Source organism: Roseibacterium elongatum DSM 19469 (assembly GCF_000590925.1).
Lineage (GTDB): Bacteria > Pseudomonadota > Alphaproteobacteria > Rhodobacterales > Rhodobacteraceae > Roseibacterium > Roseibacterium elongatum.
Genome location: NZ_CP004372.1, coordinates 3,380,570 through 3,403,871, shown reverse-complemented (window position 1 = coordinate 3,403,871; position 23,302 = coordinate 3,380,570). Strand labels below are relative to the sequence as shown.

Sequence of the window (23,302 nt, the reverse complement as noted above, 5' to 3'; positions counted from 1 at the left end):
GCGCCCTGAAGAAGGGGGTGCCAGTATTCGTGCCAGGAACCAGCCGGCGCCGCCCGCGGACGGCGCCGGAACATTACAAATGCTTCAGACAACCAACAAGACGGCGAAGCAAATTCGCGCAGCAACTTGTCGGCTCGCTGTCGGCTCGTTAGATCGAAAAAAAAGACATTTTCACAATGGCTTATGTGAAAGTTGTCGGCGTTCGTTTCCGTCGGGAAATCGATGAATGCACGTCCTGCCTACCAGCATGGCAGAGGCAAAAATGACCACAACACGAAAGACCCCGACCACCGCAGAACACGCCCTCTTGCGCGAACTCACCGTCAAAACACGCAAGGGTACACGCCGCCTCAAGAAATATGAACGCGATGCGCTGATTCAAATGCTGGCAGTCAAAGCCGCGCCTGAGGAATTCGATGTCCGGAACCTGATCCCCAAGGGCAGTTTTCTGGAGCGCATCGTACGCCATTTCGAGGATACGGACATTTCTTATGCCTTGCCGGTCATGCATGTCGTCATGATCACAGCTTCCTTCCTTACGCAGAACGGAGCCTGTCTCGAGGTTCCGGGGGTCGGACGCGTTCTGCCGACCCTGTGGACCATAGGCCTTGCAGGCTCGGGTTCCTCCAAGACGCTCGCTTCCGAGGAAATCGACCGCATCATCTCACGGGGTAAGGGCCTCCCATTGAACCGTCTCGCGACCGGCTGCACCGATGCCCAATGGATCGTGGAACTGAACGACAATAACGGCGCGTTCTGGTTTCAGGATGAGGTCGGGAAGACCTTCAAGAGCATCCTTACCGACGGAAATTATCGCCGCATAAAGCCCTGGTGTCTCGATGCGTATTCGCACAAGCCGATCGCGAACCGGCTCAAGAGCGAGAAGAACAAGCTCGTCATCGATCGGCCGTATTTCACGTTTCACGGGCTCACGGTGGATGAGACCTGGCGGGATGATATCGACCTCAGCAGCATGCTCGACGGCTTCTGTCAGCGGTTCAGCTACTATGTCGCTGTCCCGCGGGGTGACACGGACATCTTCGATCACTTCCTCTATTTCGAGGGTCCGAAGGTGGATCCGCGCCGCGACTGCCTCGCAGAGATCTGGGATGCGCTCTGCGACCAAGACGGCGCCTGCGAGGCCTACACGCTGAACGACGAGGTTCTACCTTATCTCAAGGCTTGGTGGTCCGGTCTGCGCCAGTCATGGGGGCAGAGCGCGCTTCCGAAGTCGTTTATACGGAGGATTGGTTTCGCCGTGCTTCGGTACCTCATGGTTCTGCATTTCCTGCTTGGGAAGTCGCGCCGACCAGTCGATATAGAGACCGCTGACCTCGCAACCCGTTTCGCCGAATATCATTTCCTCAGTGCGCTCCATATCGTCCAGCAGTACGACCGCGCGAAAACCTCCCGGATCCAAGTTGCCGCCGATGCAAGAGCGCGCGTGTCGGACGCGGGCAAGCCTGTGACCGGCCGGGAGGTTAGCCGGGCCCTCAGCAAGCAGCAGCGTGCGCAGTTCGAGAAAGGCGAGATCGGGGAGATCCTTTCAGTCCTGAACCAGATCGAGGAAATGCCCGGGCTTTTCGATGCAACAAGTGATGCACGGGAGAAATCCTCGGCCATCGAGGGGCGCCGGGACGAGATTAAAGCGCGGCTCTTGCTGAACGAGCGCAAGCGCAATGAACGCCGCCTGCGCGAACTGTGCCGTGGCCGCGAAAGGTCCAATCCGGCTTCCCACCTTTATCGGGACGCCCGAGATGATCTGGAGAGCAATGTCGTCCAGCTCCATCTGCCCCTTACAGGCACGGAGTGATTTGGTAAGGGGGCGGGTAACTTGCCAGAAACACCTCAAGGCCATGTCAGTAAATTCCTGACGCGGTGTTTGGGTTCGCCGCCCTCGTTTCCCTATTTCCGTTCATGCCGAGTAAGGAGAGAACGGAAATGGAGAGAAAAATATATACGACAGAGGAACTTGCAGCCCGTTTCAGATGTACGCCGCGCTGCATAATCGACTGGATCCGGAAGGGCTGCCCCACCGGTGACGGGCGTGTGAAGCTGCCTGCCCGGAAGCTGGGACGCCGGTGGTTCGCCACCGAAGAAGACGTCGTCCTCTTCGAGCATCGATCCCGGCCTTCTAATGATGGAAGGCCGGCTCTCGAGCTCGATGACGAGTAACGGTCGCAGGTTCACAAGAGGCAAGACCATGACCGTTCGCAATGAACTGCAAGCGTACCTGAAAGAAACCGGTGAATCCATGCGCGCTCTTTCGCTGCGGGCAGGACTGAGTGAGAAAACCGTATCCGCAATCCTGTCAATTGAAGGCCTAAAGTCGCGGCACAAAACGTTGGCCGTGACCTGAGACCCGACTTCCCTCCAGCCTTCAGGAGAATCCGTCGGTTGATTTCTGGCCTCATGCGGCCTTCGTTTCCAGTCTCGATTTCATTGCAAACTCCTGCGGCGTGAGATTGCCCAGGGATGAGTGGGGTCTGTTTCGGTTGTAGTCCTCCTTCCATGCGCCGATCTTTTCACGGGCTTCGGCCAGCGTTGAGAACAGGGTCTCGTTCAAGAGCTCGTCCCGGAAGCTGCCGTTGAACGATTCGATGAAGCCGTTCTGCATCGGCTTTCCCGGCGCGATGTAGTGCCAGCCGATCCGCGTTTCCTGGCACCATCTGAGCACCGCCATACTGGTTAGTTCCGTGCCGTTGTCGCTGACAATCGTTCTGGGTCGTCCGCGTCTGGCCATGATCGCTGACAGCTCTCGTGTGACCCGCAGCCCCGAAAGCGAAGTGTCCGCAACCAATGCCAGACATTCGCGACTGAAGTCGTCCACGATGGCCAAAACCCGGAACCTGCGTCCATCTGTAAAGGCGTCCGAGACGAAATCCAGGCTCCAGCGCTCATTGGGCCGTTCCGGAACCAGCATCGGCCTGCGTGTCCCGAGCGCCCGTTTGCGACCGCCGCGCTTCCTCACCTGCAGCTTCTCCTCGCGGTAAAGCCGCCTCAGCTTCTTCAGGTTCACTTGCCAGCCTTGTCGTTCCAGCATCACATGCACCCGCCGATAGCCGAACCGACGGCGCTCGGCCGCCACAGCCTTCATCGCCTTGCGTAGATCGGCATCGTCCGGGCGCACGCTTTGATAGCGTACGCTCGACCGATCCGCCCCGACAACTGAACACGCCCGCCGCTGGCTCACCTGGTGCGCTTCGCACAGATGCGCCACGGCTTCCCGCCTGGCCGCGGGCGTCACCATTTTTTTGATGCAACGTCTCGCAGCATCGCGTTGTCCAGCATCTGCTCGGCCAACAGCTTCTTCAGCTTTGTGTTCTCGTCCTCAAGCGCCTTCAGCTTCCGGGCATCCGACACTTCGAGCCCACCAAACTTCGCTTTCCATTTGTAGAACGTGGCCGAGCTGATCCCATGTTCCCGGCACACATCCGCCGTCGCCAGGCCGCTCTCCTGCTGCTTCAGGATCGCGATAATCTGCTCTTCGCTGAACCGTGATCTCTTCATTCCGTCCGTCTCCTTCGTTGGGACGGACTCTACCTCAAAATGGATGAGGAAACGGGTCTCAGGTCAGCCGCGCTCTCGCGGGCGACGGGGCGAGACCTCGTCAGTGCTGCGGTCGGTTCGACACCTTTGACCTTTGGCAAATTGGTCGCAAAGCTCGAAGGGGCTGGCCACAAGACCTTGGCCAGCCGGGTCCGTTGGATCATGCGCAAGGCGAACTGGCATCCAAACCAACCGGTCTGCCGGCATGACGTTATCGATTTTTTTCACCGCCATAATGAGGTCAGCCTTGGTCTCTCGAAAGGAAGCCGGTCGACGTACAAGTGCGATATCCTTGCGGCCATCGATCAACATGGCGTTCGCAATCGTCCGCGCGGTGTCGCCGATATCGGCGGCATCTGGGCCGACGCTTACAAGGCTGCGAAGGACTCCGATATCCCGACGGACTGCCGACTGAAGGCCGGGCCGTTCATGGTCTATCTATTTGATCGCGGGATCACACCTGCAAAGATAACGACCAAGACATTGGCAGACTACTACGCGCATCGGCTTGAGACCGGAGTCGTGACGGAACCAAAATGCCGCAAGCATGTCTGCAATGTGGTCACGCTTCTTGGCCATCTCGAAAGCCACCCGTGCACCTCACATTTCGGGTTTAAGGCCGTGGCGTCGCCATTTTCTGATCAGCGCGACAAATTCGGTGTCGACACGAGTATGCTCGAGGCTCTGCTGACCGAGTTTGACACCCGAGTGGCCCCTTGGGCGGCGGGAGAGATCTCCCGCGACGGACTGACCTACGACGCCTTCCTCGAGGCACTGGATCGAGAAGAGCAGCGGGACGCGGATCCGCTTTCCGAGATGAAGGCTCGGCTTCAGAAGAGCATGGCTGAGAAGTCGAGGTTGCCGGGGGAATCCCCCAACGGTGGCGCGTGTGGAGCGCCGCGAGTCGAAGATGCGGGAATACGGGTTCCTTACCACCGATTACCGCTGGTCCGAGGACACCATCGCGACTCGCCGCGGCTACGTCATCTCTCTCGCGAAGGCCTTGGTAGCGTCGCACGACATAGTCGTGCCGGGCATGCATGCTCTCACGGATTACCATATCTTGCAGGCCGCTGCCGCCGCTCTCTACGAGGCCAACGGGGGACGAAAGGACACCGGATATCTTGTGTCCGTACTCAAGGCAATGAAGAAGATCGCCGTCGGCTACGCCGCCAAGTCGGAACAGGAGGTCGAGGATATCCGCTCCCTGATCCGCTTTTACGAGACCGGCCGTCGTGGCATAGCCCCGAAGAACAAGAAGAAACTGCGGGAATTCACCGAAGCCCGCATCCAGTCGACAATCGACCTGTCCGGCACCGTGATGACGGGTATCAACACCGAGATTGATCGACGGCGGAAGGCGGTCAGGAAGAAGACGGGCGTCCTGCCGGATCGCCTCGACGTCATCGACGTCGAATTGGCACGCGATATCGCAGCCGTGCTGGCACATGACATCCTGCTCACGCGCGCGCCACGCAGCTCGAACGTGATTGAGGCACATCTCGACTGGATCGCGTACCAGGATGGTAAGGCGGTTCTTACGATCCCCGCGCCAGAGGTGAAGGGGCGGAAAGCAGGCGATCCGGACTACGTCGTTCACCTGGGGGACCGCGCCAGCCGGTTGATGGAAAACTATATCAACAAGATCCGCCCGATCCTCCTGCACTCCGAAGATGCAGAGAATCCGTACCTGTTTCCGCGTCAGGAAGGTGGCAAATTCAAGATCAACGCGCCTTATCGCGCGATCCTGAAACGCGTCACGCGCCTGTTGCACCAGCATGTCGGGGTGCAGATCAACCCGCATCTCTACAGACATCTCATCGGATGGATCTGGCTCAAGGCAAGCATGGACAACCTGCCGCGCGTCCAGCGCCTGCTTGGGCACAAGAGCCTGAAGACCACCGTCGAATATTATGCCGAGCTCGACGAGACGCTCGTCATGGATGGCTGGCAGACCTACCTCGAAACCAAGGCGAAGACGGGTGCGTGAGCGGCCGTCCGGAAACCTATCGAATTCTCGGACATGACATGATGAACGATCACCTTGCCCTCCTGCGCAAGCTTCGCGGCGCATCGCCCTTGGACTCCGCTCCGTCGCGCGAGGCGTTGACCGACCACTTGGCCGTCCGGATCGACGAGGTCGGTGTAACGGCCTTTGCCGAATTCTCCTATCTTCAACGGATGGCGGCCAATGCCCTGGGCACCGAGAAGACCGCGCACTTCGCGCGCGTGTTGAGGGAGGCGCGTGTTTCGATCAAGCCGCCCGACCGATGCCCTTGGGAGGCGGTTGGGCGGATGATCGCGTCTCTGCCGGCCGAGTGGCAGGAGCCACTTGCCGAGCAGATCACGGTCTCGAAGAAGGGGCAGGCGGTTCTCGGAAAGACGATTTGGAGTGTTGATTACACAAAATCGGTTCTCGCTGCGCTTAGCCGTTGGGTCACCTACTGTGCCGCAGAGGGGATTCCTCTGCTTCCTACCGCATCGGCGCTTCATCGATATGCCTGTCGCCTCGTTCAACCGGTGTCCGACCGGCTGCCCACAAGCACCGGCACTGCCGCGAACTACCTGCAGAGGATCCTCGCCGGGTTGCCCGTGGCGACACGTGGGCAATTCCGGTCGACCGCCTGTGGTTTCGTGGTTGCCGACTGGCGCGAGCGGGCAAGGGCGGAGGGGGCCTCGACGAAGACCGGCAGTCAGCTCGTGGGCGCAAGCATGCTCTACCAGTTCGGCTTCCGCATGATGGCGGAGGCGCATTCACGGCCCGTCCGGGGTGTCCGGGCGGCAACGATCTTTCGCAACGGTCTCATCCTGGCCGTAGGGGCCGCGCTCCCTGAGCGTGCCCGGGCGCTCACCTGGCTCGAATTCGACCGCACCCTCAATCTGATCGACCGCAAGTATCTGCATGTGGTCCTGCCCGGGGAAGCCCTGAAATACCCCGAGGCGCGCAAGGCCCGGGAAGGCTATGACGTGGTCTTCGAGAATGCCGGGCTCGCAGAGGCGCTGCATGCCTATCGCTCGTTCTATCGTCCGCTCTTCGACGACGGTCTTCACCTCTTCCCATCGGTCCGTGGAAAGCGGGGCGCCATCATGTCGAAACAGCTGGGCCGCTTGACGGGGAACCTGACCGAGCGGGAGTTCGGCGTGCGTATCCCGATCCACCGTTTGCGCGACAATGTCGCCACGGAGGCTTCGGAACATCTGGTCGGTGGCGCGTACGCCGCGAAGACGCTTCTCAGACACGTGGACGAGGCCATTACGCTACGGCATTATGATCATGCAGAGGGGCTGAAATCCGCCAATGAATTCGAGGATTACATCGAAGGGCGGCGGACGACCCGGGTGGAGTTGATGCTATGAGCCCGTTCCGCCCAATTCTGCCGATTGCCGCTTTTTCCTCTGTTTCCGTCGCCTGTTGAGAAAGGGACAACATCATCCCCATGGGGTGAAACATCCCCATTCTCAACTTTTTCCGAGGGTTTCTTTAATTTCCGCGCACCGCCGTCTCAGAGGCGAGAAGCATTCAATTCTCGACGGTCTGCACAATTTCGATTGAAGAGAAAACGTTAGATGTCGTCGGACGGCCACCCGGTTTTCAGTTTGACGGCTGGACTATCCACGGGAATACATCGTCCCGCTACCTTCGCGGACGGCCGGTGGCGAAGGGTCAGCGCCTGCTACAGAATAGACATTTCGGACAGGGTCTCCTTTTACCAGCGCGCGAAATCGGCCCAGAGCTGCCCTTTATGCTGATCGCGCTGGATTAATGCTACCAACTAAAAGCGGACATGATTCCTACCGCCGCTCACGCCGGAATGCCCCGCAAGAAGGGCAGGATTTGGACCTTTGATGCAGTTGCAAAGCCCGAGGGCGTACGGATATTGGGTTTCCTCCTACTCATCAGGAAGCAGCAGTACACACGGGTCACCTTTTGGTGTCAAAATCGTTGTACGCTGTCGCCCTCTGGTGACGCTTACCCTGAAATTCTGGCGTGATCCGTCATTGATTTCGTCACGGTCATTGTTGCGTACAATACGGTCAAGATTTGCGACGATCTTTCCCTTATTCCTGCGCGGCCAGCCCTCGAAGATGACTACTTCGTCGAATTGCTTTCCCTTGGCCTTGTGCATGTTCATCACAATCACACCAGTCTCAGGCTTACTTCCCGTGGCGAAATGCTCTTGGACAAAAGCCTGCTGAACGATTGCGTGCGCGTTTGCATAGGAACCGTTATTCCGCCAGTCCTGTGTGAGGTCCTGACGTAATTGGCCACCACGCTCTAAGAGACGAATATTGCGAACCTCCAAGCCAATTTCCTTCAGCCGGGAACACGCCCCTGCTTCCAACGTGGCTCTTACGGCTCGCCAGTCCTTATCAGGGTCTCCCGTCAACGTGACTGAGCGCGCTTGCTCGTAGACCGAAGCAAGAGCATGTATCATGCTGTTCGCATGCGGTTTCTTTCCAGCGGCAAGTGCCGCAAGCCACTTTTCATAAGCACTGCGGACAGCTGCCGCCTCTTTGAGAGCGCCGGTTGTCGGCCGATCACCGCCTTTCCCCTGAAAGAAGTTGCAGACCAGATCAATGAATTCGGAAAAATGAGCGTCGCCCAAGTCAGGCAGCATCAAATGCGCAATAATCTCTGATCCGAGAATAGCCGCTTCGAGTTCAACGACAGCGGTATGGGCAATGGGCTGCATCCCGGCTGGTGGTTCCCGAAACTTGTCAGACACGAGACGGGTCATTTTCTTCGTCGGCACCAGCACAGCCAAGGACCAATCAGATTTACCGGACGCTACAAGTCGTCCTCGTGCAGCATAGGTGGTCGTAATCAGCTTGGTCATGGCCGGGTCCGGGAAGGGGTCGAAAAGCTCAAAATCGATACCGGTGTAGGAGCTCTGGCTAAAGGTGCCCTTCAGAATGTCGTTCGCGAATGTGGCGATGTCCGTACCGCTACTTCGATAGTTGTCGGTACCGAAGTCGATCTCGGTTGGAGCAAAGGTGCACCGGAAATGATTCAGTCGTTCCGGATCGGCCCCGATGAAATCGAAAATGCGTTGCTCCGGGTCAGCAAGTGCAATGAGGCGACAGAAGGCTCCGAGCGCCTGAACCACACGCCATTGCTCTGGGTTCGTATCCTGAAATTCATCAAGGATGATAACGGGATACATGGTGGCGATAAGCCGCCTCAGTGTCTGGCTTCCATGCAGCAGATCGCCGACATACGGCGCGAAGAGGTCGAAGCACACGCGGCCCTCGTGAGTTGCCAGACGGTATCTTTTAGCCGTCTCCGCCGCTCGCTTTGCCTGTTTCTGAGGGTCGCTCAGTTTGTTGTCGGCTCCGTGGCTGTTGCGAATGTCGGAAAGGGCAATCGCTTCGGCGGAAGGCGTAAGAATCGTGAGGTCCCTCGGAAGACCTGCGAGGTAACCGTGCGCCTTGAGGATGCGCCAAAAGAAGGAATGGTAGGTCTCAACGTCTATCCGGCGTTTGATTTCCTTGGGGATTTTTTGCTCAAATTCGATAGCTTCCACGACCCGAGATACTGTCGCTCTGGCAAAGCTCAGAAACAGCACCTTTTGCCCTGGCCGGAGGATAGCCTCGGCAACCTGAGCGGCCTTGAATATGGAAATGGTTGTCTTGCCGGACCCCGGCCCTCCGGTAACAAGAAGGTGGCCGTCAGCATCCAAGACCTGGATTTGCTTCTCAGTCAGCTCCATCCGCAGACGCCCCCGGATCAGCATCGCTCTCGCCGACGGGTTCAGCCGCATCATCCAAATGCGGGGTTGGGTCGCAGGCCGTTTTCAGTTGAGAACAGGCATTTCGTACCCATTCCGGAATTTCATCCTCTGCGCATTGGGCGAAGAAGTCGGCGATGCCCCAATTCCCCTTCGACCATGAGAAATAATCGGCAAGTGCATTGAAAACGTCGGCGGATGGGTCCGGATACTTGCTGGTAAGGTGACCGGGCCAATCGAGAAGAGCGGCGAAGCGCTTGAGCGCATCTTCATTTGTGCCTTTCAGCACAAGATCCTCGAAGCCCTTTTCGGTATGCATGAGTAGGATATCAACTTCCGCCTCGATCAGGGTCTTGTTCGCGGCGTCTTGTTGGTCGCATAGAGCGAAAATGCGTTTTCCGAGTTCTCGATACAGCTTTGCCATGCCCGGGATGTTTTTCTCTCCATCGGCATCGACGACGCAAATGCCCAAGGCTTCGAGGGAGCTGTATGTGCCAGGATTGATCTCTGCGAGCCTCCGGCACGCCACTGGAAAGGCGGACGCTTCTGTCGGGCCTTCGGCGATCAGGACCCGGCGTGCCAACAACCCTTCACAAAAGCGGGTGCGGAATTCCTGCCGGTAACGCTTCAGTTTGACATTATCTGGGAGCACAATCGGCTTTCGAGAGAGAGCCCCATCCGTGTCACGACCGAGAACTACAGTTTCCTCCGTCGCAAACTCCTCAAGCACGTAGGGCGAATGAGAAGTGAAGATGGCTTGCGAGGCCAGTTTGCGGATTTCGTGCACAATCCTTTTCTGTGCATAGGGCGGTATGGCGGTTTCCGGCTCCTCCATCGCAAAGATGACGTTCTGCTTATCGGCTGCGATCTGGGACAGCATGGCCAGAACGAGCATGTTGATGGTGCCGGTTCCCTGTCTGAAATAAGGCGCAGCATGTTTGCCTTCACCGGTGGCAATAAACGCCGTGATCACCTTTCGGAGGTGGTCACGGGTCAGATTGGATACCTTCAGATGTGGTTCGACGCCCCATTCCTTGGGGACGTATTTCTTCAGGGCTTTGTTGATGCTCTCAAGAACACCTGAAATGCCGAGAGCCGGGTCAGCGGCAACAGAATACTCAGCGAGTGTTCCCAAGGTGTCTTCCCACATCTGCGGGCGCACTTCCTTGAGCCGAAGAATGATATCGAGAAGGCTTCCCCGCTCCAGGCTCAATGCTCGTGAACCCGTTCTAAGCGAGCGCAGATACAAGAAGCCGCATATCTGCTTGTCTTTTTTGCTGAACGGGACGGGAGAACCGCCTTCGGAAAGGCTTCGGGAAAAGTATGTTCGCCCCTCAAAGTCATCCTCTTCGGGGTCGTACCAACCATGGAAAGTGACACGAAGCGCCTCCGCGACATGGGCTGGGTCCACGCCAGCTGGGTCAGGCTGGTCGTAGAAGGCATCGGTGGTCGAGTCCCAGAATTCGAGAAAGTCGCCGAAGCGAGCCTTCTGCTCTTCCGAGAGGTCGGTCACCGTCACTTCGATCTCAATGCGCGGTGCTGCATCGTCCGTCACATTCTCGAGCTCACCTTCAACCGTCTCAGCGTCACCCCCCTCAGGTGAGACGTCCTCACCCTCGGTCGATGTGTCAGGAGTTGCCTTGGCGAGGTATCGGCCCTCATAAAAGTCATGTTCATCAATTGGCGGTGTACGGTTCAGTCTGTCTGGACCCAGCGCCAGGTCGAGCGACTCGAGTAGTGTAGTCTTGCCAGTATTATTATCGCCAATAAGAACAGCGTGGTGGGGAAGCATAATCGTCGCGTCCTTGACGCCTCGAAAATCGCTGACTTTGACACGACATGCTCTCAATACTTCACTCCTTCTGTGATTCAGGCTTTCAACCTACGGGCGTATCCGGATTGCAGGGAACTGTCATTAGAGGAGGAGCCTAAGCGGTGGCCCCGTTGACATTTGCAGCTCGAGGAGGGTGTCGGCTTTCTGCGCATCGCTGACCTTAGGGCTCCGCGCAGCGAAGGTCTGGTTACCGCCGATTCTGTGGAAAAACACCCGTTCGCGAGCGCAGAATATCGACGGCTGAAGTGGCGTGGGCGCCTGTCTTGTCAGGCGTTTCTTGGTTGCTGCGGTGCAGGAAGGATCTTGGCCAGTTTGCGAAGGTTCTGGGCTGTTGCGGCGAGGAGGAATTCGTCCTTTGCACCGCATGGTCCACGTAATCGGAGCCGGTTGAGGCCAAGGATCCGTTTGAGATGGGCGAAGAGCATCTCGACCTTCTTCCTCAGCTTCATCGAGATCACGTATTGCTCGGTCTTCGCAATGTCCCGTGCGACCTGCCGGGCGTCCTCATGTTCTTCGCGGGTGATCTTGCGGGCATCCGCATTCGGGCAGCACTGTGCCTTTGATGGGCAGGCCTGACAGACTTCTTTCAGGGCGCGATACCGGGCTGTGCCTTTGCCGGTCGGCCCCCGGTTCGGGTCGGAGTAGTTCCGGCGGAACTGCTTCAGCTCGTGCCCCTCGGGGCAAATGTAATGGTCGTTCTCCGCATCCCATTCAAAGTCGGCGCGGGTCCAGGTCCCGTCACTGCGTCCGGACTTGTCGAATACGGGAATGTGAGGGGCTATCTTGCGGTCTACCAGCCAGCCCAGCATCGGCCCGGTGCCGTAGGCGGTATCCGCGATCAGGCGTTCCGGGTGCAGGTCGAACCTGACCTTCACCCGATCCAACATGGTTTTGGTCGATCCGACCTCGGCTTGCCGAATAGACCGTGTCGCCTCGACATCGACAATCACCCCGTGATCGGTGTCGATCAGGTAATTGTCGGAATAGCTGAAGAACGCTGGGCCCTTGCGGGCGGCCGTCCACTGGCTCGCCGGGTCGGAATGCGAGGTGAACTTCGGCTGGACCTCGCTGGCGGCGCCAAAGGCGGCCTCATCGAGGGTTTCGAGATACTCGCGAACGGCCAGCGGTGCATCGGCGAGATTGATCACCCCGGCGTCCCATTCCTCCTTCGGCGTCGAGTTCTGTTTGTTGGCATCGGCTTCGATGAGGCTCGCGTCCACGGCCATGCGCTGGCCACTGACCAAGCCCTCTTCGATGCATCTCGCGACGGTCGTCTCGAATAGATGCCGCAGCAGTTCGCTGTCGCGGAAACGGCCGTGCCGGTTCTTGGAAAAGGTCGAGTGATCCGGGACCCGGTCGCTGAGATCCAGGCGGCAAAACCAGCGATACGCAAGGTTCAGATGCACTTCCTCGCATAGCCGCCGCTCCGACCTGATGCCGAAGCAATAGCCCACAAGCAGCATCCTGATCAGGAGCTCGGGATCGACGGATGGCCGCCCGGTGTGGCTGTAGAAATCGGCAAGGTAGGCGCGGAGGCCCGAGAGGTCCACAAACCGGTCTATGGAGCGCAGCAGGTGGTTCTGCGGGACATGATCCTCGAGCGAGAACTCGTAGAACAGCGCCGGTTGCGCCTCCTGCCGCGGTCCCATCATCGCCGGATCCTCCCACCCTACACGGGAATTGAATCAGCCGAAGGCCCTTCGATCAAGGGCGAGTTTTTCAACGAAATACGCCCTCTTTGTCAGTATTGCGCGGGGCGCGAACATTATGAGGCCTGAACCGCGCCGGGTTTGCCGGAGGCTCCAACTCCTGAGTAGGATGGAGCATGATGAGCAAGACGACGAACAAGTTTTCCCCCGAAGTGCGCGAGCGTGGTGCGCGGCAATGCCTCGGAAATTCTTGCGCTGGCGGGGCTGGGCGGGGCCGCGCGCGGCGTGGATGCCGGCGACAGCGTCGATGCCGCCGAGGAGGCGGCGCGCGTCTTGGCATCACGCACCGGCGGGGTGGTCGCCGTCTCGGGGCCGGTCGATTTCATCACCGACGGACCCCGCGCCGCGCGCGTTGCCAATGGCCATCCGATGATGGCCCAGATCACCGTCATGGGCTGTTCTCTGAACGGGGTCATCGCGGCCTTTTGCGCGGATCAGCCCCCCTTTGACGCCACCGTCGCGGCGCTGGCGGCTTATGGCGTCGCGGGCGAGGTTGCAGGCGAAACAGCGCAAGGGCCGGGCAGTTTTCAGGTGGCGTTCCTCGATGCGCTGTATCACCTGACGCCCGAGGCGCTGGACACCGCCGCCCGGATCGAGGCCATGGCATGATCGGCCCGATCTACGTCGTGACCGACCCTGATGCGCCGCTTCCCCAGCGCGATCAGGCCATGGCCGCCGCCCGTGGTGGGGCTTGGGCGGTGCAGATCCGGGACAAGACCGCCCCCGATGTCGAGGTCGCGCGGCTGGTCGAGGCGCTGATCGAGATGCTCACCCCCATGGGCGTGCGCGTCTTCGTCAATGACCGGGTCGAGGTTGCGCGCGCGACCGGCGCCGACCTGCATATCGGGCAAGGCGATGGCGACCCGCTGCGCGCCCGCGACAGGATCGCACCAGATGCCCTGCTGGGCCTGTCCATCGAGACCGTCGCGCAATGCGCCCGCATCCCCAAGGGTGTGGCCTATATCGGCGCGGGCCCGTTTCGCGCCACGGCGACCAAGCCCGACGCCGCCGCGCCCATCGGGGCCGAGGGGTTGGCCCGGATCGTCGCGGCCGCGCCCGTGCCGAGCATCGCGATCGGCGGGCTCACCTCGCGCGACATCAACACCCTGAAACAGGCGGGGGCGGCTGGCATGGCCGTTGTCTCGGCCGTCACCCGCGCCCCGAACCCCGAGGCGGCGACCCGCGCCCTTGTCAACGCATGGAGGCAGCCATGATTCCCAATATCCTGTCCATCGCAGGCTCCGACCCTTCGGGCGGGGCTGGCATCCAAGCCGATCTCAAGGCGATCTCGGCCAGTGGCGGCTACGCAATGGCCGCGATCACGGCGCTGACGGCGCAGAACACCCAAGGCGTGCGCGCCGTGACGCTGACCGACCCCGAGATGGTGGCCGCTCAGGTTGCCGCGATCCGCGACGACACCCGCATCGACGCGGTTAAGATCGGCATGCTCGGCAGCGCCGCGATTATCGAGGCGGTGGCCGAGGCGCTCTCGGGCCTGACCGCGCCCGTGGTTCTGGACCCGGTGATGGTGGCCAAGGGCGGCGACCGCCTGCTGGCGGCCGAGGCCGTGGCGGCCCTGCGCGACCGGCTTGTACCGCTCGCCACAATCATCACCCCGAACCTGCCCGAGGCCGCCGACCTGCTGGGCACCGAGATGGCCACGGATCGGCCCGGCATGGAAGCGCAGGCGCAGGCGTTGCTGGCCCTCGGGCCGCAGGCGGTTCTGCTGAAGGGCGGGCATCTCGATGGGCCAGACAGCCCCGATCTGCTGCTGACCGCAGAGGGCGCCCATTGGGTCGAGGGCCAGCGCCACGCCACGCGCAACACGCATGGCACCGGCTGCACCCTATCCTCGGCGCTGGCGACGCATCTGGGCCATGACCTGCCGCTGCCCGAGGCCGTGGCGCGGGCGAAATCCTATATCGCCGAGGCCATCGCCCGCTCGGGCGACCTGACTGTCGGCTCCGGTCACGGTCCCGTCCACCACTTCCACGCATTCTTTCCGGAGGTCTCCTGACCATGGCGCAAGCAATCGACACCCAAACCGTCCTGATCATCGGTGCAGGGCGCGGCCTTGGCGCCCGCGTCGCGATCAATTGTCCCATAAAGTAAACCATGTGGTGCCGTCGCGGTTCGCGATCCGCGTATTGCCCGCGGTACCTCATGACGCGCAACGAAGATCAGCTGCTATGGCCCTCCTCGGGCGAGTTATTGCTCGCCCTCTTCTATTGCTCGGATGGCTTCCGCGAGAGTCTCTACTGCATCTCGAAGGGGGTTTGGCATGCCTTTCATTTCCTTTGCGAGTTTTGCGTAGCTTTGCAAGGCAGGGCTTACCGCCTCTTTCGACATTGGGTTTTTGTGCGACAGCAACGTATCTACGATCTGTGGCGGCACGCCCATAAGTGAAAGAATTGTGGCTCCGGTTCGGCGAAGATCGTGACGGTGCCAATCCGCGACTCCCGAGATCTCCTGCAATTTAAGTTTCGATCGATTCCAGTTTCCAAGTGGACCGCGTTCTTGGTTCGGAAAAAGTAGGTCTTCATCCTTCCGATGAGCAAAACCAGGCAGCGCTTCGAGCAAAGAAATGGCGGCATCCGACAACGGGTGTGTAACCTGGCGGCCGCCTTTCACGCGCTTTGTCCACGTTCTATCTGTGAGATTTACGTCCGCCTTGCGGGCGGCTTCGACTTCTTCCTTCCTCGCCAGAGTGAGCAAAATGAATCGCAGCGCAGCCGGGCGGAGGTCCTCCTTCCACCATTCCGGAGAACCATCATCTGGGACCCGCAAGTGGGGCAGAATACACCGTAACTCCTCTACGGAAAGCACACGATCCCTTTCTCCCGTGATCATGGGATCGTCGATGGATGGATCGTGGATGAGCGAAAGGTCGGCAAGGGGTAGAACAGGGGTTCGGCCGGCGCCAATCTTCTGAAAGCGAGGAGTCCGGTTCGATGCCCAGTTGAACACCGTTCTGAGATAGCTGAGCGCCCTGGAAGCTTGTCCGTTCGCGGTGTTCTTTCCTGTCCGGCTCTTGCTTTTGGGTTTGTAGGATTGGATGAGCGCAGATGCCTTTTCGGGGCTCAACTCCACAGCGGGGCGGTGCAGCATTGGACCGAAGACCGTCGAGATGACTTGCCGAGCTGTAGAGGCGGAGTTCGTCTTTCCGCGCTGTTGCCAAATCTTCTTCGTTGCACAGAACTTGCCTTCTGCCTCGAGCAAGAGTTCCAGCAGTGTAATTTCTTCTACGAGGGCAGGTGGCTTGTGGTATTCGGCGAGCGCCTCAGGCGATGCGAAAACTTGCCGGAGCTGACCGGCTTTCTGACGGGCGGCTTTCAATGTCATGTCGGGATACCGACCGATCGTCTCGGTGCGACTCTTGCCGCGGCAATCGCGGCCCATGAAAGACCAGGATTTCGTGCCTGACGTGCCAAGGCGCAGGACCAAGCCCTGACATACCTCATCGGAAATTGTCTGACGCTTGCCAGTAGGTTTGAGGTTCTGGACATACTGATTGGTGAGCCGTTCTTTGCGGCTCTTCCGGTTGCCAATTTTGCCCGTTTCTTCGGTTCGATCGAATGGCATGTAGATCTCCTGATTTTGTGATCAGGAGGGAAGTCGGTTCATCTTGGTCGTCCCGGGATCGATGTCGAACAGAACGGAGCCCGGACGACGCCGGGACGACACTGGGACGACAAAACGGCAGCGCTTCAGTGATCCGAGGTGGGACAGCTTGAGACACCGTGAGAAGGACAAAGGGATGCTGAGAAGCGAAGCTAAGTATTTACTATCAAATGCTTAGGCTTCTCAGTTTCCCTCAAGGGGTCTCAGGCCGTCTCATAGCGTAGCACGCGCATGAAACCATATCGGCGGATTGAAAATCCTCGTGTCGGTGGTTCGATTCCGCCCCCGGGCACCACAATAAATCAAGCCTTTGACGTAATTCTGATCTGCCACGCTGCTCTTAGCAGGCGGCTGGCCTAGGCATCGAGCTGAGATTCTGGCTAGCCTATCGGCGGCATCAGAGCGAAGAATTGAGACTCGGCTGCATCAAAAGGCCCAGAGCCCACGTTCGGCAGTGTCCCATCAAACGTTCGCAAAGCGCCATCGCCTTCGAGGAAGGTGCTGTGCTAGCATCATATTCGTATCCGGAGCCAACCGTAGCCTACTATGCCATTTCGCATAAAGAAGTTGGCTACGGTCAATCTAATGAGCGAGGACCAAATGGAAGCACCGGACGATATGGCCGCCCTGGAGATGGACGCGGCAGCCGACCATTCGGAGGTCGAGTCAGCTGAGACGCCCGACGTGTTTTTGGCTAGTGTGTCCGAGACCCTTAAGGCGTGGGCCGATGTGGACGCCGATCTTGCCAGTATTCTTTCCGATCATTCACTTTCCGTCACGCCGCATGCCAATGCCGTAGCCAATGCGACGGTCGCAATCTTCGCGATAGCGGCGAAGCGTGCGGCACCAGCTGATGAACAGGTCGATGGCTGATCCGACGTTTTTCAACTCGCTGACGCTGGAAGGCTTTCGTGCCTATCTTCAGCCCAAGACCTTTGATTTCAGCAAAAAGCCCTGCTTGGCAATTTTCGCGCCGAACGGTAAGGGAAAGTCGAGTGTTATCGATGCGATCGAATTTCTATTTTCCGAAAATGGCACGCTCGAACGGCTCGGGCAGCGCACCTTAAACAACCAAGCCGGACCGCCCGCGCTCATGCATTACGGCGCGCAGGCAGCAGGCATCACGCCGACCGTCCGATTTACGACGATCACCGGCAAGACGATCTCCGAAGGTAGCCGCTCCGCCGCAGGCAACCCGCGACCGATCCACGCGGCAGCGACAGCGATGAAAGCTGGTTTCGTCGTCCCGCCGATCATCCGAGGCTATACACTGCGAGCGTTCGTAGAAACGCATAGCCCCGAAAACCGCTATAACGACGTAGCGGACTGGCTCCAGCTTTCACCGCTGGTGGATGTGCAGAAGAACCTTCGCCTCCTGCGTCGCGATGTGAAAGCCGCTGCCGAGAGCACTACCGAAAAGGAACGCTTGGCTACTCTCTTGCGCACCGAAACAGCCCAAGCTGTTCAAGCGTGGGACGAAGTAGCCGTGCTCAGTTTCATTAACAAAAGCATCATAGCACCCCTCGATCCGGCGCTGATGCTCACAGCGCTTTCCGCCGAAGACGAGAGCTTTGTCGAGATCGGCAAACGTGTCGAGGCGGAAGAGAAGCGGGTCGGGCTTGCCGGTCTTAAATTGATCCGCAGTTCGGTTGCGGCGCTGTGGCAGAAAACTGTCCCCGAGAACGGTGGCGATGTGAAACTCACCGGAGCCATCGCGGACTTCGAAAAGGCGCTGGCCGCTCAGGCCGATGCGAAGGCGACCGAGGCCGATGAGCGGGACAAGGCATCAGGAGCGGTTTTCCGATCGGTTTGGACGGAAGCCGAGAAACTGTTTGCTGAAGACTCGACAGCTCCCGACTCCTGCCCGGTATGCGCCACAGCAGTCGGCGCGACCGCTGCTGGTAGCGTGCCGGCGATCCGCGATCTGCTGCAGACTAATCTCAACGATCTTGCAAGTTACAACAAAGCGAAGAAGGCGCTCGACGAAGCCGAGACCGCGGTGATCCAAGCGCACCACCAGCTCGTAGCGCGTCTTCCCGCCATGATCGAGCATCTGCCCGAAGATGACGGCGCCGGGTTCAAGACTGAGCTCATTATCTATCAGGCTGGCGTGGCCAGATGGCCGGCCGCCGATGCGCCTGGGTCCGCCGCTATCACCTCCGAGCTAGAGCAGCTTTTGGCAGATCTCGATCAGGAAATTGCGGATATCGAAACGAAGCAGGGCGAACATACTTGGGTTAAGGCGAAGGCCGGCATCGACCGGCTGTTGAAACTCCAGAACGATTTTGCACTCGCAACCCGGACCGCTGAGGAGCTGACCAAGCTCCACGGGTCACTCGTCGAGCAAGCTGCGTTTATCTCGGGCAAGATCCGGGAAAAGGTCCAGTCGCTGCTCGACACGCTTCAGGCGCCGATGAATGAAATATATAAGGAAATACAAGGCCCTAAAGCTAAGCCGATACGGCTGGAATTGCCAGGCGAGGACGACGCCAACCAGCAGCGAATGCAGCTGGTGATCGATTTCGCGGAGAATCGACAGAGCGTTGCGCCGGGTGGCTATCTCAGCGACTCCCAGATCCATTCGGTTGCGCTCGCGCTGCGCCTAGCGGCAATCAAAAAGCTCAACTTCGCCGCACCGGTGATCGCGTTGGATGATGTCGTCACATCATATGACGCCGATCACCGCCGCGCTCTTGGTGCGCTCCTAGCGAAGATGTTCACCGACTGCCAGATAATCCTCGTCACCCATGATGAGCGTTTCTTCAATCATCTGAAGGATCAACTCGCCGTAAAGGCTTGGCAGTTCACCCGTATCATCGGGTTGGACCCGGCGTTCGGGCCGCGTTTCGCAGACCATAGGGTGACTGATGAGATGATCGCCGATCGCTGGGCCAATGGAGAATCTGCCGCCAACGAGATGCGTCAGGCGGAGGAGGAATGGCTGCTGGGCATTGCGCGCGGCTTTGGCGTCAGTGTTCGCATCCGGCAGCTCGAAAAGGCCTACTCCTATGAACGCTCTGAGCTGGCTTCTGCAATTGGCGGGTTTCTCCGCGATCTCAAGTTGGCTCCCGCCGACGTGCCAGGTGTCAACAACCGCTTCATCGACAGTCTCATCAAGGGTGACATCGAGAATTTTGGAAGCCACTTTCAGGACACACCTTACGGCGACGGATCAATAGGGGACGAAAAGGCCAGATGGGAAGAATTTAAGGTGTTCCGCACGCAGTTCGAATGCGCATGCGGCAGGACAAAATATAAACGGCCGTTCGGCTTAAGTAAGCCGGTGTGCGCACATAAGAAATGCGAAACGCAGTTCGCCTTCAAGCCGGTTGACGCAGACCCGGTGGCCGCGCCAGATGACGTCGCCGGCCCGGTTGCGCGCAGGTGAAGGCATTATTACGGAACCGCCACAATTTTTTTGGCACAGCGCCTCTTTCGGGACGCAATACCTGACAACGGCATAACCATGGATTCTGCGCAGATGCTCCAAAGCGGATCGGTAGCTGAGCGCCAAAGCCGGGCGTTCGAGGACGCTACAGGGAACGGCCGCCGCTTGACAGCGCTTCCAAGTATGCGCGCCTCGTATTCTCCATCCAGTCGATGATGGCGGGCCAGTTCGCCTCTTCGGAAAACTCCAATCCGGCCCGATTCCAAAGGAACTGCCCGTTATTTCCGTTGAACGTTGCACCCAGCGTCTCTTCCAGTCTCTGCGCATGGGGCTGCAAGTCCGCAATGAGGTCGCTCGCATCTGACCCGCGCGCGCCGCGCATGAATGCCCCGCAGTCGTCGGCTCCGATCCATAGTGACAAGTAAGCCTCGCTTACTAGGCCAGACAATGGAACCCACATCGAGGAAAGACGGCTCGGCTTCAGGCCCCACTCCGCGGCCGAAGGAACGCGTTCAAGATAGGCGGTCCAGAAGGCCAGCCGGCGATCGCCAACCTCGGAGGCCGAGCCGCGCGCACGCGCCACTTGGCCGAGAGTGCGTTCCCATCCGCTCGGCTTCTCTACGACGTCAAAGATCGGCGCAAATGGGCTGTCGCCGATCCGAACGACCCTGGCGCGGACCGCGAAGAACGAGAAGCCATCAGCCGTATGCTCATTGAGCCAGCGGATGGCTGATAGATGGGGTTCTCGGAAGGCAGGCGCGATCCAGATGACAGTCTGAGCTCCCAGTCCGGCCAGGTAGGTCATGATCTGACCGAGGTGAGTGTGGTCCGTCATCTCGAGCTGGTTCTCGATAAGGACAACGCCGTCGTTCATCGGGTTGCGGGCAAGTATGTCAGCCGAGAATGTCTCGACAGAGACCTCGGTCCCGGTGAGTTCAAGCGGCACGCCGATCGCTTCGCTCAGGTGTTCGATATTCTCCGCAAGCCACGGCGTGAAATCGAGGGCTTCGTGCTTCCAGGCATCACGCAATGGCAGGTCGATGAGGCGGTCAAAACGGATGTCTGTCATGCTCTTTCATTCTCCGTCAGCTTTCCAGCTATCGTCATGCCGCCGAACTTGGCCTTCCGGGTGTAGAACGTGCCCCCGACATGCCGTGCTTCCGACACAGTTAGGCGCACTTCGCGCCAGCCTCGTGTTCGGCCAAGATGCCGATGATCTGCTCGCCCGTGATTCTTGTTCGCTTCATTGTCCGTTCTAAAGTTGGGCCCGACCCTAATCGACGGTGGAGGAAAAATCCCGTGGCAGGTTACAATATGTCATTATCTCCGCCGGGCCCAGCTACGCCCACTGAAAGACCGACGCGACGATTCATGGCGGTTGGCGGTGTGCGACCGCAAACGGAGTAGCCTCGGCGCCATCACCTGCGATTTCCCCATGCCGGACCGGATCGTCGCTATGCCCCATCGCCGAAGTAGGGCTTCTCAGGAAATTCGCTACTTCGTCGATCAAAGGACGAGCTACCGCTCTTCCGATCGCGCATTCCCAGACAGTCAAAGTCCGCCAACCAAGTTCATCAAGCTTCAAGAGTGCACATCGGTCTCGCTCAATATTGGCGGCAAACTTATTCTGCCAGAATGAGGTGTTTGACGTGGGAGACTTAGCCCTAGGGCAACCGGGATGCTGGTGCCAGAAGCAGCCATTCACCTGAATGATGGTATTCCACTTTTTCAGGACTATGTCCGGAGTTCCGGGGAGGCCCTTTACATTGATTCGAAAGCGGAAGCCTTCGGCATGAAGCGCTTTCCGAAGAAGAACCTCCGGCTTGGTATTGGACCCGCGGATCCGCGACATCATGCGCGAGCGCGTCTTCTGATCGACGATATCGGCCATGGTTTTGGTATTGCTTAAGTGGTCCTCGTTTTCGACCTGGCGTGATTGATCAGACCTAGTAGAACACACCAATCCCAGAGGTGCACCTTGACAAGAAAATTCGCAATAATCGATCTCTTCGCAGGGCCAGGCGGGCTAGGAGAGGGGTTTTCGCGGGCCGGCTGCGACACGGACACCCCGATGAGTATTCATCTCTCTGTGGAGATGGACGACCACGCTGTCCAGACGTTGCGGCTACGCTCCTTCCTGCGCAGCTTCGATACCTTTCCGCCTGAATACTACGAGGCGCTGAACAACGGAACACCGCTGCCTTCTTGGAAGGACCTTTATCCGTCCAACTGGGAGTTGGCTCAGAATGAAGTGCGACAACGCGTCCTTGGTGCAGATGGCGTATTCGAGGAGATCGCCGTCGAACTCGACAAAGCACGTGAAGTCAACCACGGCGACACGATCCTGATCGGTGGCCCGCCGTGCCAAGCCTACTCTCTGGCTGGGCGTTCGCGAAACAAAGGTAAGCAGGGATATGTCGCGGAAGAGGATGACCGGCACTACCTTTATCGCGAATACGTGCGCATCCTAGATAGGTTGGTTCCGGCCGCCTTCGTGATGGAGAATGTGAAGGGCATGCTCTCCTCCAAGGTGGATGGCGGGGGGATCTTCAGTCGAGTGCTCGACGACCTCGAGAACGCTGGCGGCATTGGCTATCGTCTGCTGCCGCTGGCGACCATTCCTCCGGCGGATGGGCAGCGAGCCGATGGCAGAGACTTCTTGATCAGGGCCGAACAACACGGTGTGCCTCAAGCACGGCACCGGGTAATCGTTCTCGGCATTCGCAAGGACATTCCGGCTACTGAAATTACGTCTCCCCTGCTGGGTGACCCCGCAGAACCTGTTAGTGTTGCCGAGGTTATTAAAGATCTCTGGCAGTTGCGAAGCGGCCTCAGCAGGCAGGATGAAACGAGCGCATGGCAGAGTGCAGTCAGGGCACAGGCGGAGGCAATCGCGAGCTACGGAAATATTGACCGTGGGGTCCGGGACATCGCTCTGCAGGTGGCTCGGGATGAAGCATTGCCGTGCGAGCGCCAGTCACGCAGGTTCCTCAACTCCGAATACCTGCCCGGCGACCTGAAGGCTTGGTTCAGTGACGACCACCTCTCGTGCGCACTCCAGCATGAAACCCGTGGCCACATCCCAGACGACCTTGGTCGCTACCTGTTCTCCGCAGCCTACGCACAGGTTCACGAACGGGCCCCGAAACTCTCGGAATTCCCGGATTTTCTGCAACCTCGACATCGCAATCGTAGCTCAGGTGATTTCGCCGATCGGTTCCGGACCCAAGTCGCGACCCGACCGTCCACAACCGTAACAAGCCACATTTCGAAGGATGGGCACTATTTCATTCATCCTGATCCTGCGCAGTGCCGTTCTCTCACCGTTCGCGAGGCCGCCCGGCTGCAGACATTCCCGGACAACTACTTCTTCTGCGGTCCTCGCACGAAGCAGTATCATCAGGTCGGCAACGCCGTGCCGCCATATCTGGCCTACCAGATCGCGAAGGCGGTCCGCCGTCTGATCGGCTGA

At 59.1% G+C, this 23,302-nt stretch carries 18 protein-coding genes and 2 pseudogenes; 11 read left to right on the top strand and 9 right to left on the bottom strand.

The features are described 5' to 3' along the window. Positions 1-247: 247 nt before the first annotated feature. The 3 genes from ROSELON_RS16440 (at position 248) to ROSELON_RS18290 (ending at position 2,359) form a co-directional block, all read left to right on the top strand. The gene (locus tag ROSELON_RS16440) at positions 248-1,813 is read left to right on the top strand and encodes a DUF3987 domain-containing protein (protein ID WP_198020772.1); all 1,566 of its coding nucleotides are present in this window, start codon (positions 248-250) and stop codon (positions 1,811-1,813) included. A gap of 104 nt (positions 1,814-1,917) precedes the next feature. Beyond that, positions 1,918-2,175 carry a helix-turn-helix domain-containing protein gene (locus tag ROSELON_RS19130; RefSeq protein WP_342665305.1) on the top strand — a complete coding sequence of 86 codons (258 nt, stop codon included), beginning with the start codon at positions 1,918-1,920 and terminating at the stop codon, positions 2,173-2,175. A 28-nt stretch (positions 2,176-2,203) separates the two neighbouring features. Then, positions 2,204-2,359, top strand: a complete 156-nt coding sequence (locus tag ROSELON_RS18290; RefSeq protein ID WP_156945971.1) for a hypothetical protein — start codon at positions 2,204-2,206, stop codon at positions 2,357-2,359. A 51-nt stretch (positions 2,360-2,410) separates the two neighbouring features. On the opposite strand, the gene ROSELON_RS16430 is transcribed toward ROSELON_RS18290, so the two are convergent. Both ROSELON_RS16430 and ROSELON_RS18285 read right to left on the bottom strand, forming a co-directional pair. Further along, positions 2,411-3,510, bottom strand: a protein-coding gene (locus tag ROSELON_RS16430; protein WP_156945632.1) for an IS3 family transposase whose coding sequence is annotated in 2 segments (ribosomal slippage) — positions 2,411-3,258 and positions 3,258-3,510 — 1,101 coding nt in all. Because the reading frame shifts where the segments join, the coding sequence is not laid out codon by codon here. Between the two features lie 63 nt (positions 3,511-3,573). Then, positions 3,574-3,861, bottom strand: coding sequence for a hypothetical protein (locus ROSELON_RS18285; protein WP_156945970.1), 288 nt, complete (start codon positions 3,859-3,861; stop codon positions 3,574-3,576). A gap of 568 nt (positions 3,862-4,429) precedes the next feature. Between ROSELON_RS18285 and ROSELON_RS16420 the strand changes: the two genes are divergently transcribed. Beyond that, positions 4,430-5,539, top strand: a complete 1,110-nt coding sequence (locus tag ROSELON_RS16420; protein WP_025313390.1) for a tyrosine-type recombinase/integrase — start codon at positions 4,430-4,432, stop codon at positions 5,537-5,539. After that, positions 5,536-6,906 carry a hypothetical protein gene (locus tag ROSELON_RS16415; protein ID WP_156945969.1) on the top strand — a complete coding sequence of 457 codons (1,371 nt, stop codon included), beginning with the start codon at positions 5,536-5,538 and terminating at the stop codon, positions 6,904-6,906. The genes ROSELON_RS16420 and ROSELON_RS16415 overlap by 4 nt, the downstream gene beginning before the upstream one ends. A gap of 533 nt (positions 6,907-7,439) precedes the next feature. On the opposite strand, the gene ROSELON_RS16410 is transcribed toward ROSELON_RS16415, so the two are convergent. The 3 genes from ROSELON_RS16410 to ROSELON_RS16400 form a co-directional block, all read right to left on the bottom strand. Then, a complete protein-coding gene (locus tag ROSELON_RS16410; protein ID WP_245605375.1) occupies positions 7,440-9,314 on the bottom strand; it encodes a UvrD-helicase domain-containing protein in 1,875 nt (624 codons plus the stop codon). Continuing rightward, positions 9,247-11,127 (bottom strand): ATP-dependent nuclease, encoded by a 1,881-nt coding sequence (locus ROSELON_RS16405; protein ID WP_025313387.1) that lies wholly within the window; start codon positions 11,125-11,127, stop codon positions 9,247-9,249. Before ROSELON_RS16405 ends, ROSELON_RS16410 begins: the two co-directional genes overlap by 68 nt. A 251-nt stretch (positions 11,128-11,378) precedes the next feature. Then, the gene (locus tag ROSELON_RS16400) at positions 11,379-12,764 is read right to left on the bottom strand and encodes an IS1182 family transposase (RefSeq protein WP_025313386.1); all 1,386 of its coding nucleotides are present in this window, start codon (positions 12,762-12,764) and stop codon (positions 11,379-11,381) included. 216 nt (positions 12,765-12,980) lie between these two features. Between ROSELON_RS16400 and ROSELON_RS16395 the strand changes: the two are divergent. The 3 genes and pseudogenes from ROSELON_RS16395 to thiD form a co-directional block, all read left to right on the top strand. Further along, positions 12,981-13,430, top strand: a pseudogene (locus tag ROSELON_RS16395) (hydroxyethylthiazole kinase); the annotation flags it as partial. Continuing rightward, the gene (gene thiE / locus ROSELON_RS16390) at positions 13,427-14,035 is read left to right on the top strand and encodes a thiamine phosphate synthase (RefSeq protein WP_038650531.1); all 609 of its coding nucleotides are present in this window, start codon (positions 13,427-13,429) and stop codon (positions 14,033-14,035) included. The pseudogene ROSELON_RS16395 and the gene thiE, both read left to right, overlap by 4 nt. Next, positions 14,032-14,838, top strand: a complete 807-nt coding sequence (gene thiD / locus ROSELON_RS16385) for a bifunctional hydroxymethylpyrimidine kinase/phosphomethylpyrimidine kinase (RefSeq protein ID WP_025313383.1) — start codon at positions 14,032-14,034, stop codon at positions 14,836-14,838. The genes thiE and thiD overlap by 4 nt, the downstream gene beginning before the upstream one ends. A gap of 191 nt (positions 14,839-15,029) precedes the next feature. On the opposite strand, the gene ROSELON_RS17960 is transcribed toward thiD, so the two are convergent. Beyond that, complete coding sequence (locus ROSELON_RS17960) at positions 15,030-16,403, bottom strand: tyrosine-type recombinase/integrase (RefSeq protein WP_084613841.1); 1,374 nt, start codon at positions 16,401-16,403, stop codon at positions 15,030-15,032. 624 nt (positions 16,404-17,027) lie between these two features. Between ROSELON_RS17960 and ROSELON_RS16375 the strand changes: the two genes are divergently transcribed. Together ROSELON_RS16375 and ROSELON_RS16370 are read left to right on the top strand one after the other, a co-directional pair. Continuing rightward, positions 17,028-17,315 carry a hypothetical protein gene (locus ROSELON_RS16375; protein ID WP_025313381.1) on the top strand — a complete coding sequence of 96 codons (288 nt, stop codon included), beginning with the start codon at positions 17,028-17,030 and terminating at the stop codon, positions 17,313-17,315. After that, entirely contained in the window at positions 17,308-19,830 is a 2,523-nt protein-coding gene (locus ROSELON_RS16370) for an AAA family ATPase (protein ID WP_025313380.1), read from the top strand. The genes ROSELON_RS16375 and ROSELON_RS16370 overlap by 8 nt, the downstream gene beginning before the upstream one ends. A 145-nt stretch (positions 19,831-19,975) precedes the next feature. Here the strand turns inward: ROSELON_RS16370 and ROSELON_RS17630 are convergent, their stop codons facing one another. The 3 genes and pseudogenes from ROSELON_RS17630 to ROSELON_RS17955 all read right to left on the bottom strand — a co-directional run bounded on the left by ROSELON_RS17630 (position 19,976) and on the right by ROSELON_RS17955 (position 21,721). Beyond that, a complete protein-coding gene (locus ROSELON_RS17630; protein WP_025313379.1) occupies positions 19,976-20,899 on the bottom strand; it encodes a hypothetical protein in 924 nt (307 codons plus the stop codon). A gap of 26 nt (positions 20,900-20,925) precedes the next feature. Next, positions 20,926-21,077: pseudogene (locus ROSELON_RS18280) on the bottom strand (transposase); the annotation flags it as partial. 122 nt (positions 21,078-21,199) lie between these two features. Next, positions 21,200-21,721: a very short patch repair endonuclease gene (locus tag ROSELON_RS17955; RefSeq protein ID WP_084613840.1), complete on the bottom strand. Its 522-nt coding sequence runs from the start codon at positions 21,719-21,721 to the stop codon at positions 21,200-21,202. Positions 21,722-21,901: 180 nt separating this feature from the next. Between ROSELON_RS17955 and ROSELON_RS16360 the strand changes: the two genes are divergently transcribed. Beyond that, on the top strand, positions 21,902-23,302 hold the full coding sequence (locus ROSELON_RS16360; protein ID WP_342665304.1) for a DNA cytosine methyltransferase: 1,401 nt from the start codon (positions 21,902-21,904) through the stop codon (positions 23,300-23,302).

Bases quoted from the DNA above. Each gene is read 5' to 3' on its own strand.
- thiE (WP_038650531.1), top strand. From the start codon at position 13,427: ATGATCGGCCCGATCTACGTCGTGACCGACCCTGATGCGCCGCTTCCC.
- ROSELON_RS17955 (WP_084613840.1), bottom strand. From the start codon at position 21,721: ATGGCCGATATCGTCGATCAGAAGACGCGCTCGCGCATGATGTCGCGG.
- ROSELON_RS18290 (WP_156945971.1), top strand. From the start codon at position 2,204: ATGACCGTTCGCAATGAACTGCAAGCGTACCTGAAAGAAACCGGTGAA.
- thiD (WP_025313383.1), top strand. From the start codon at position 14,032: ATGATTCCCAATATCCTGTCCATCGCAGGCTCCGACCCTTCGGGCGGG.
- ROSELON_RS16400 (WP_025313386.1), bottom strand. From the start codon at position 12,764: ATGATGGGACCGCGGCAGGAGGCGCAACCGGCGCTGTTCTACGAGTTC.
- ROSELON_RS16440 (WP_198020772.1), top strand. From the start codon at position 248: ATGGCAGAGGCAAAAATGACCACAACACGAAAGACCCCGACCACCGCA.
- ROSELON_RS16370 (WP_025313380.1), top strand. From the start codon at position 17,308: ATGGCTGATCCGACGTTTTTCAACTCGCTGACGCTGGAAGGCTTTCGT.
- ROSELON_RS16410 (WP_245605375.1), bottom strand. From the start codon at position 9,314: ATGATGCGGCTGAACCCGTCGGCGAGAGCGATGCTGATCCGGGGGCGT.
- ROSELON_RS17960 (WP_084613841.1), bottom strand. From the start codon at position 16,403: ATGCCATTCGATCGAACCGAAGAAACGGGCAAAATTGGCAACCGGAAG.
- ROSELON_RS16360 (WP_342665304.1), top strand. From the start codon at position 21,902: ATGAGTATTCATCTCTCTGTGGAGATGGACGACCACGCTGTCCAGACG.
- ROSELON_RS19130 (WP_342665305.1), top strand. From the start codon at position 1,918: ATGCCGAGTAAGGAGAGAACGGAAATGGAGAGAAAAATATATACGACA.
- ROSELON_RS16375 (WP_025313381.1), top strand. From the start codon at position 17,028: ATGAGCGAGGACCAAATGGAAGCACCGGACGATATGGCCGCCCTGGAG.
- ROSELON_RS17630 (WP_025313379.1), bottom strand. From the start codon at position 20,899: ATGACAGACATCCGTTTTGACCGCCTCATCGACCTGCCATTGCGTGAT.
- ROSELON_RS18285 (WP_156945970.1), bottom strand. From the start codon at position 3,861: ATGTTGATCGATGGCCGCAAGGATATCGCACTTGTACGTCGACCGGCT.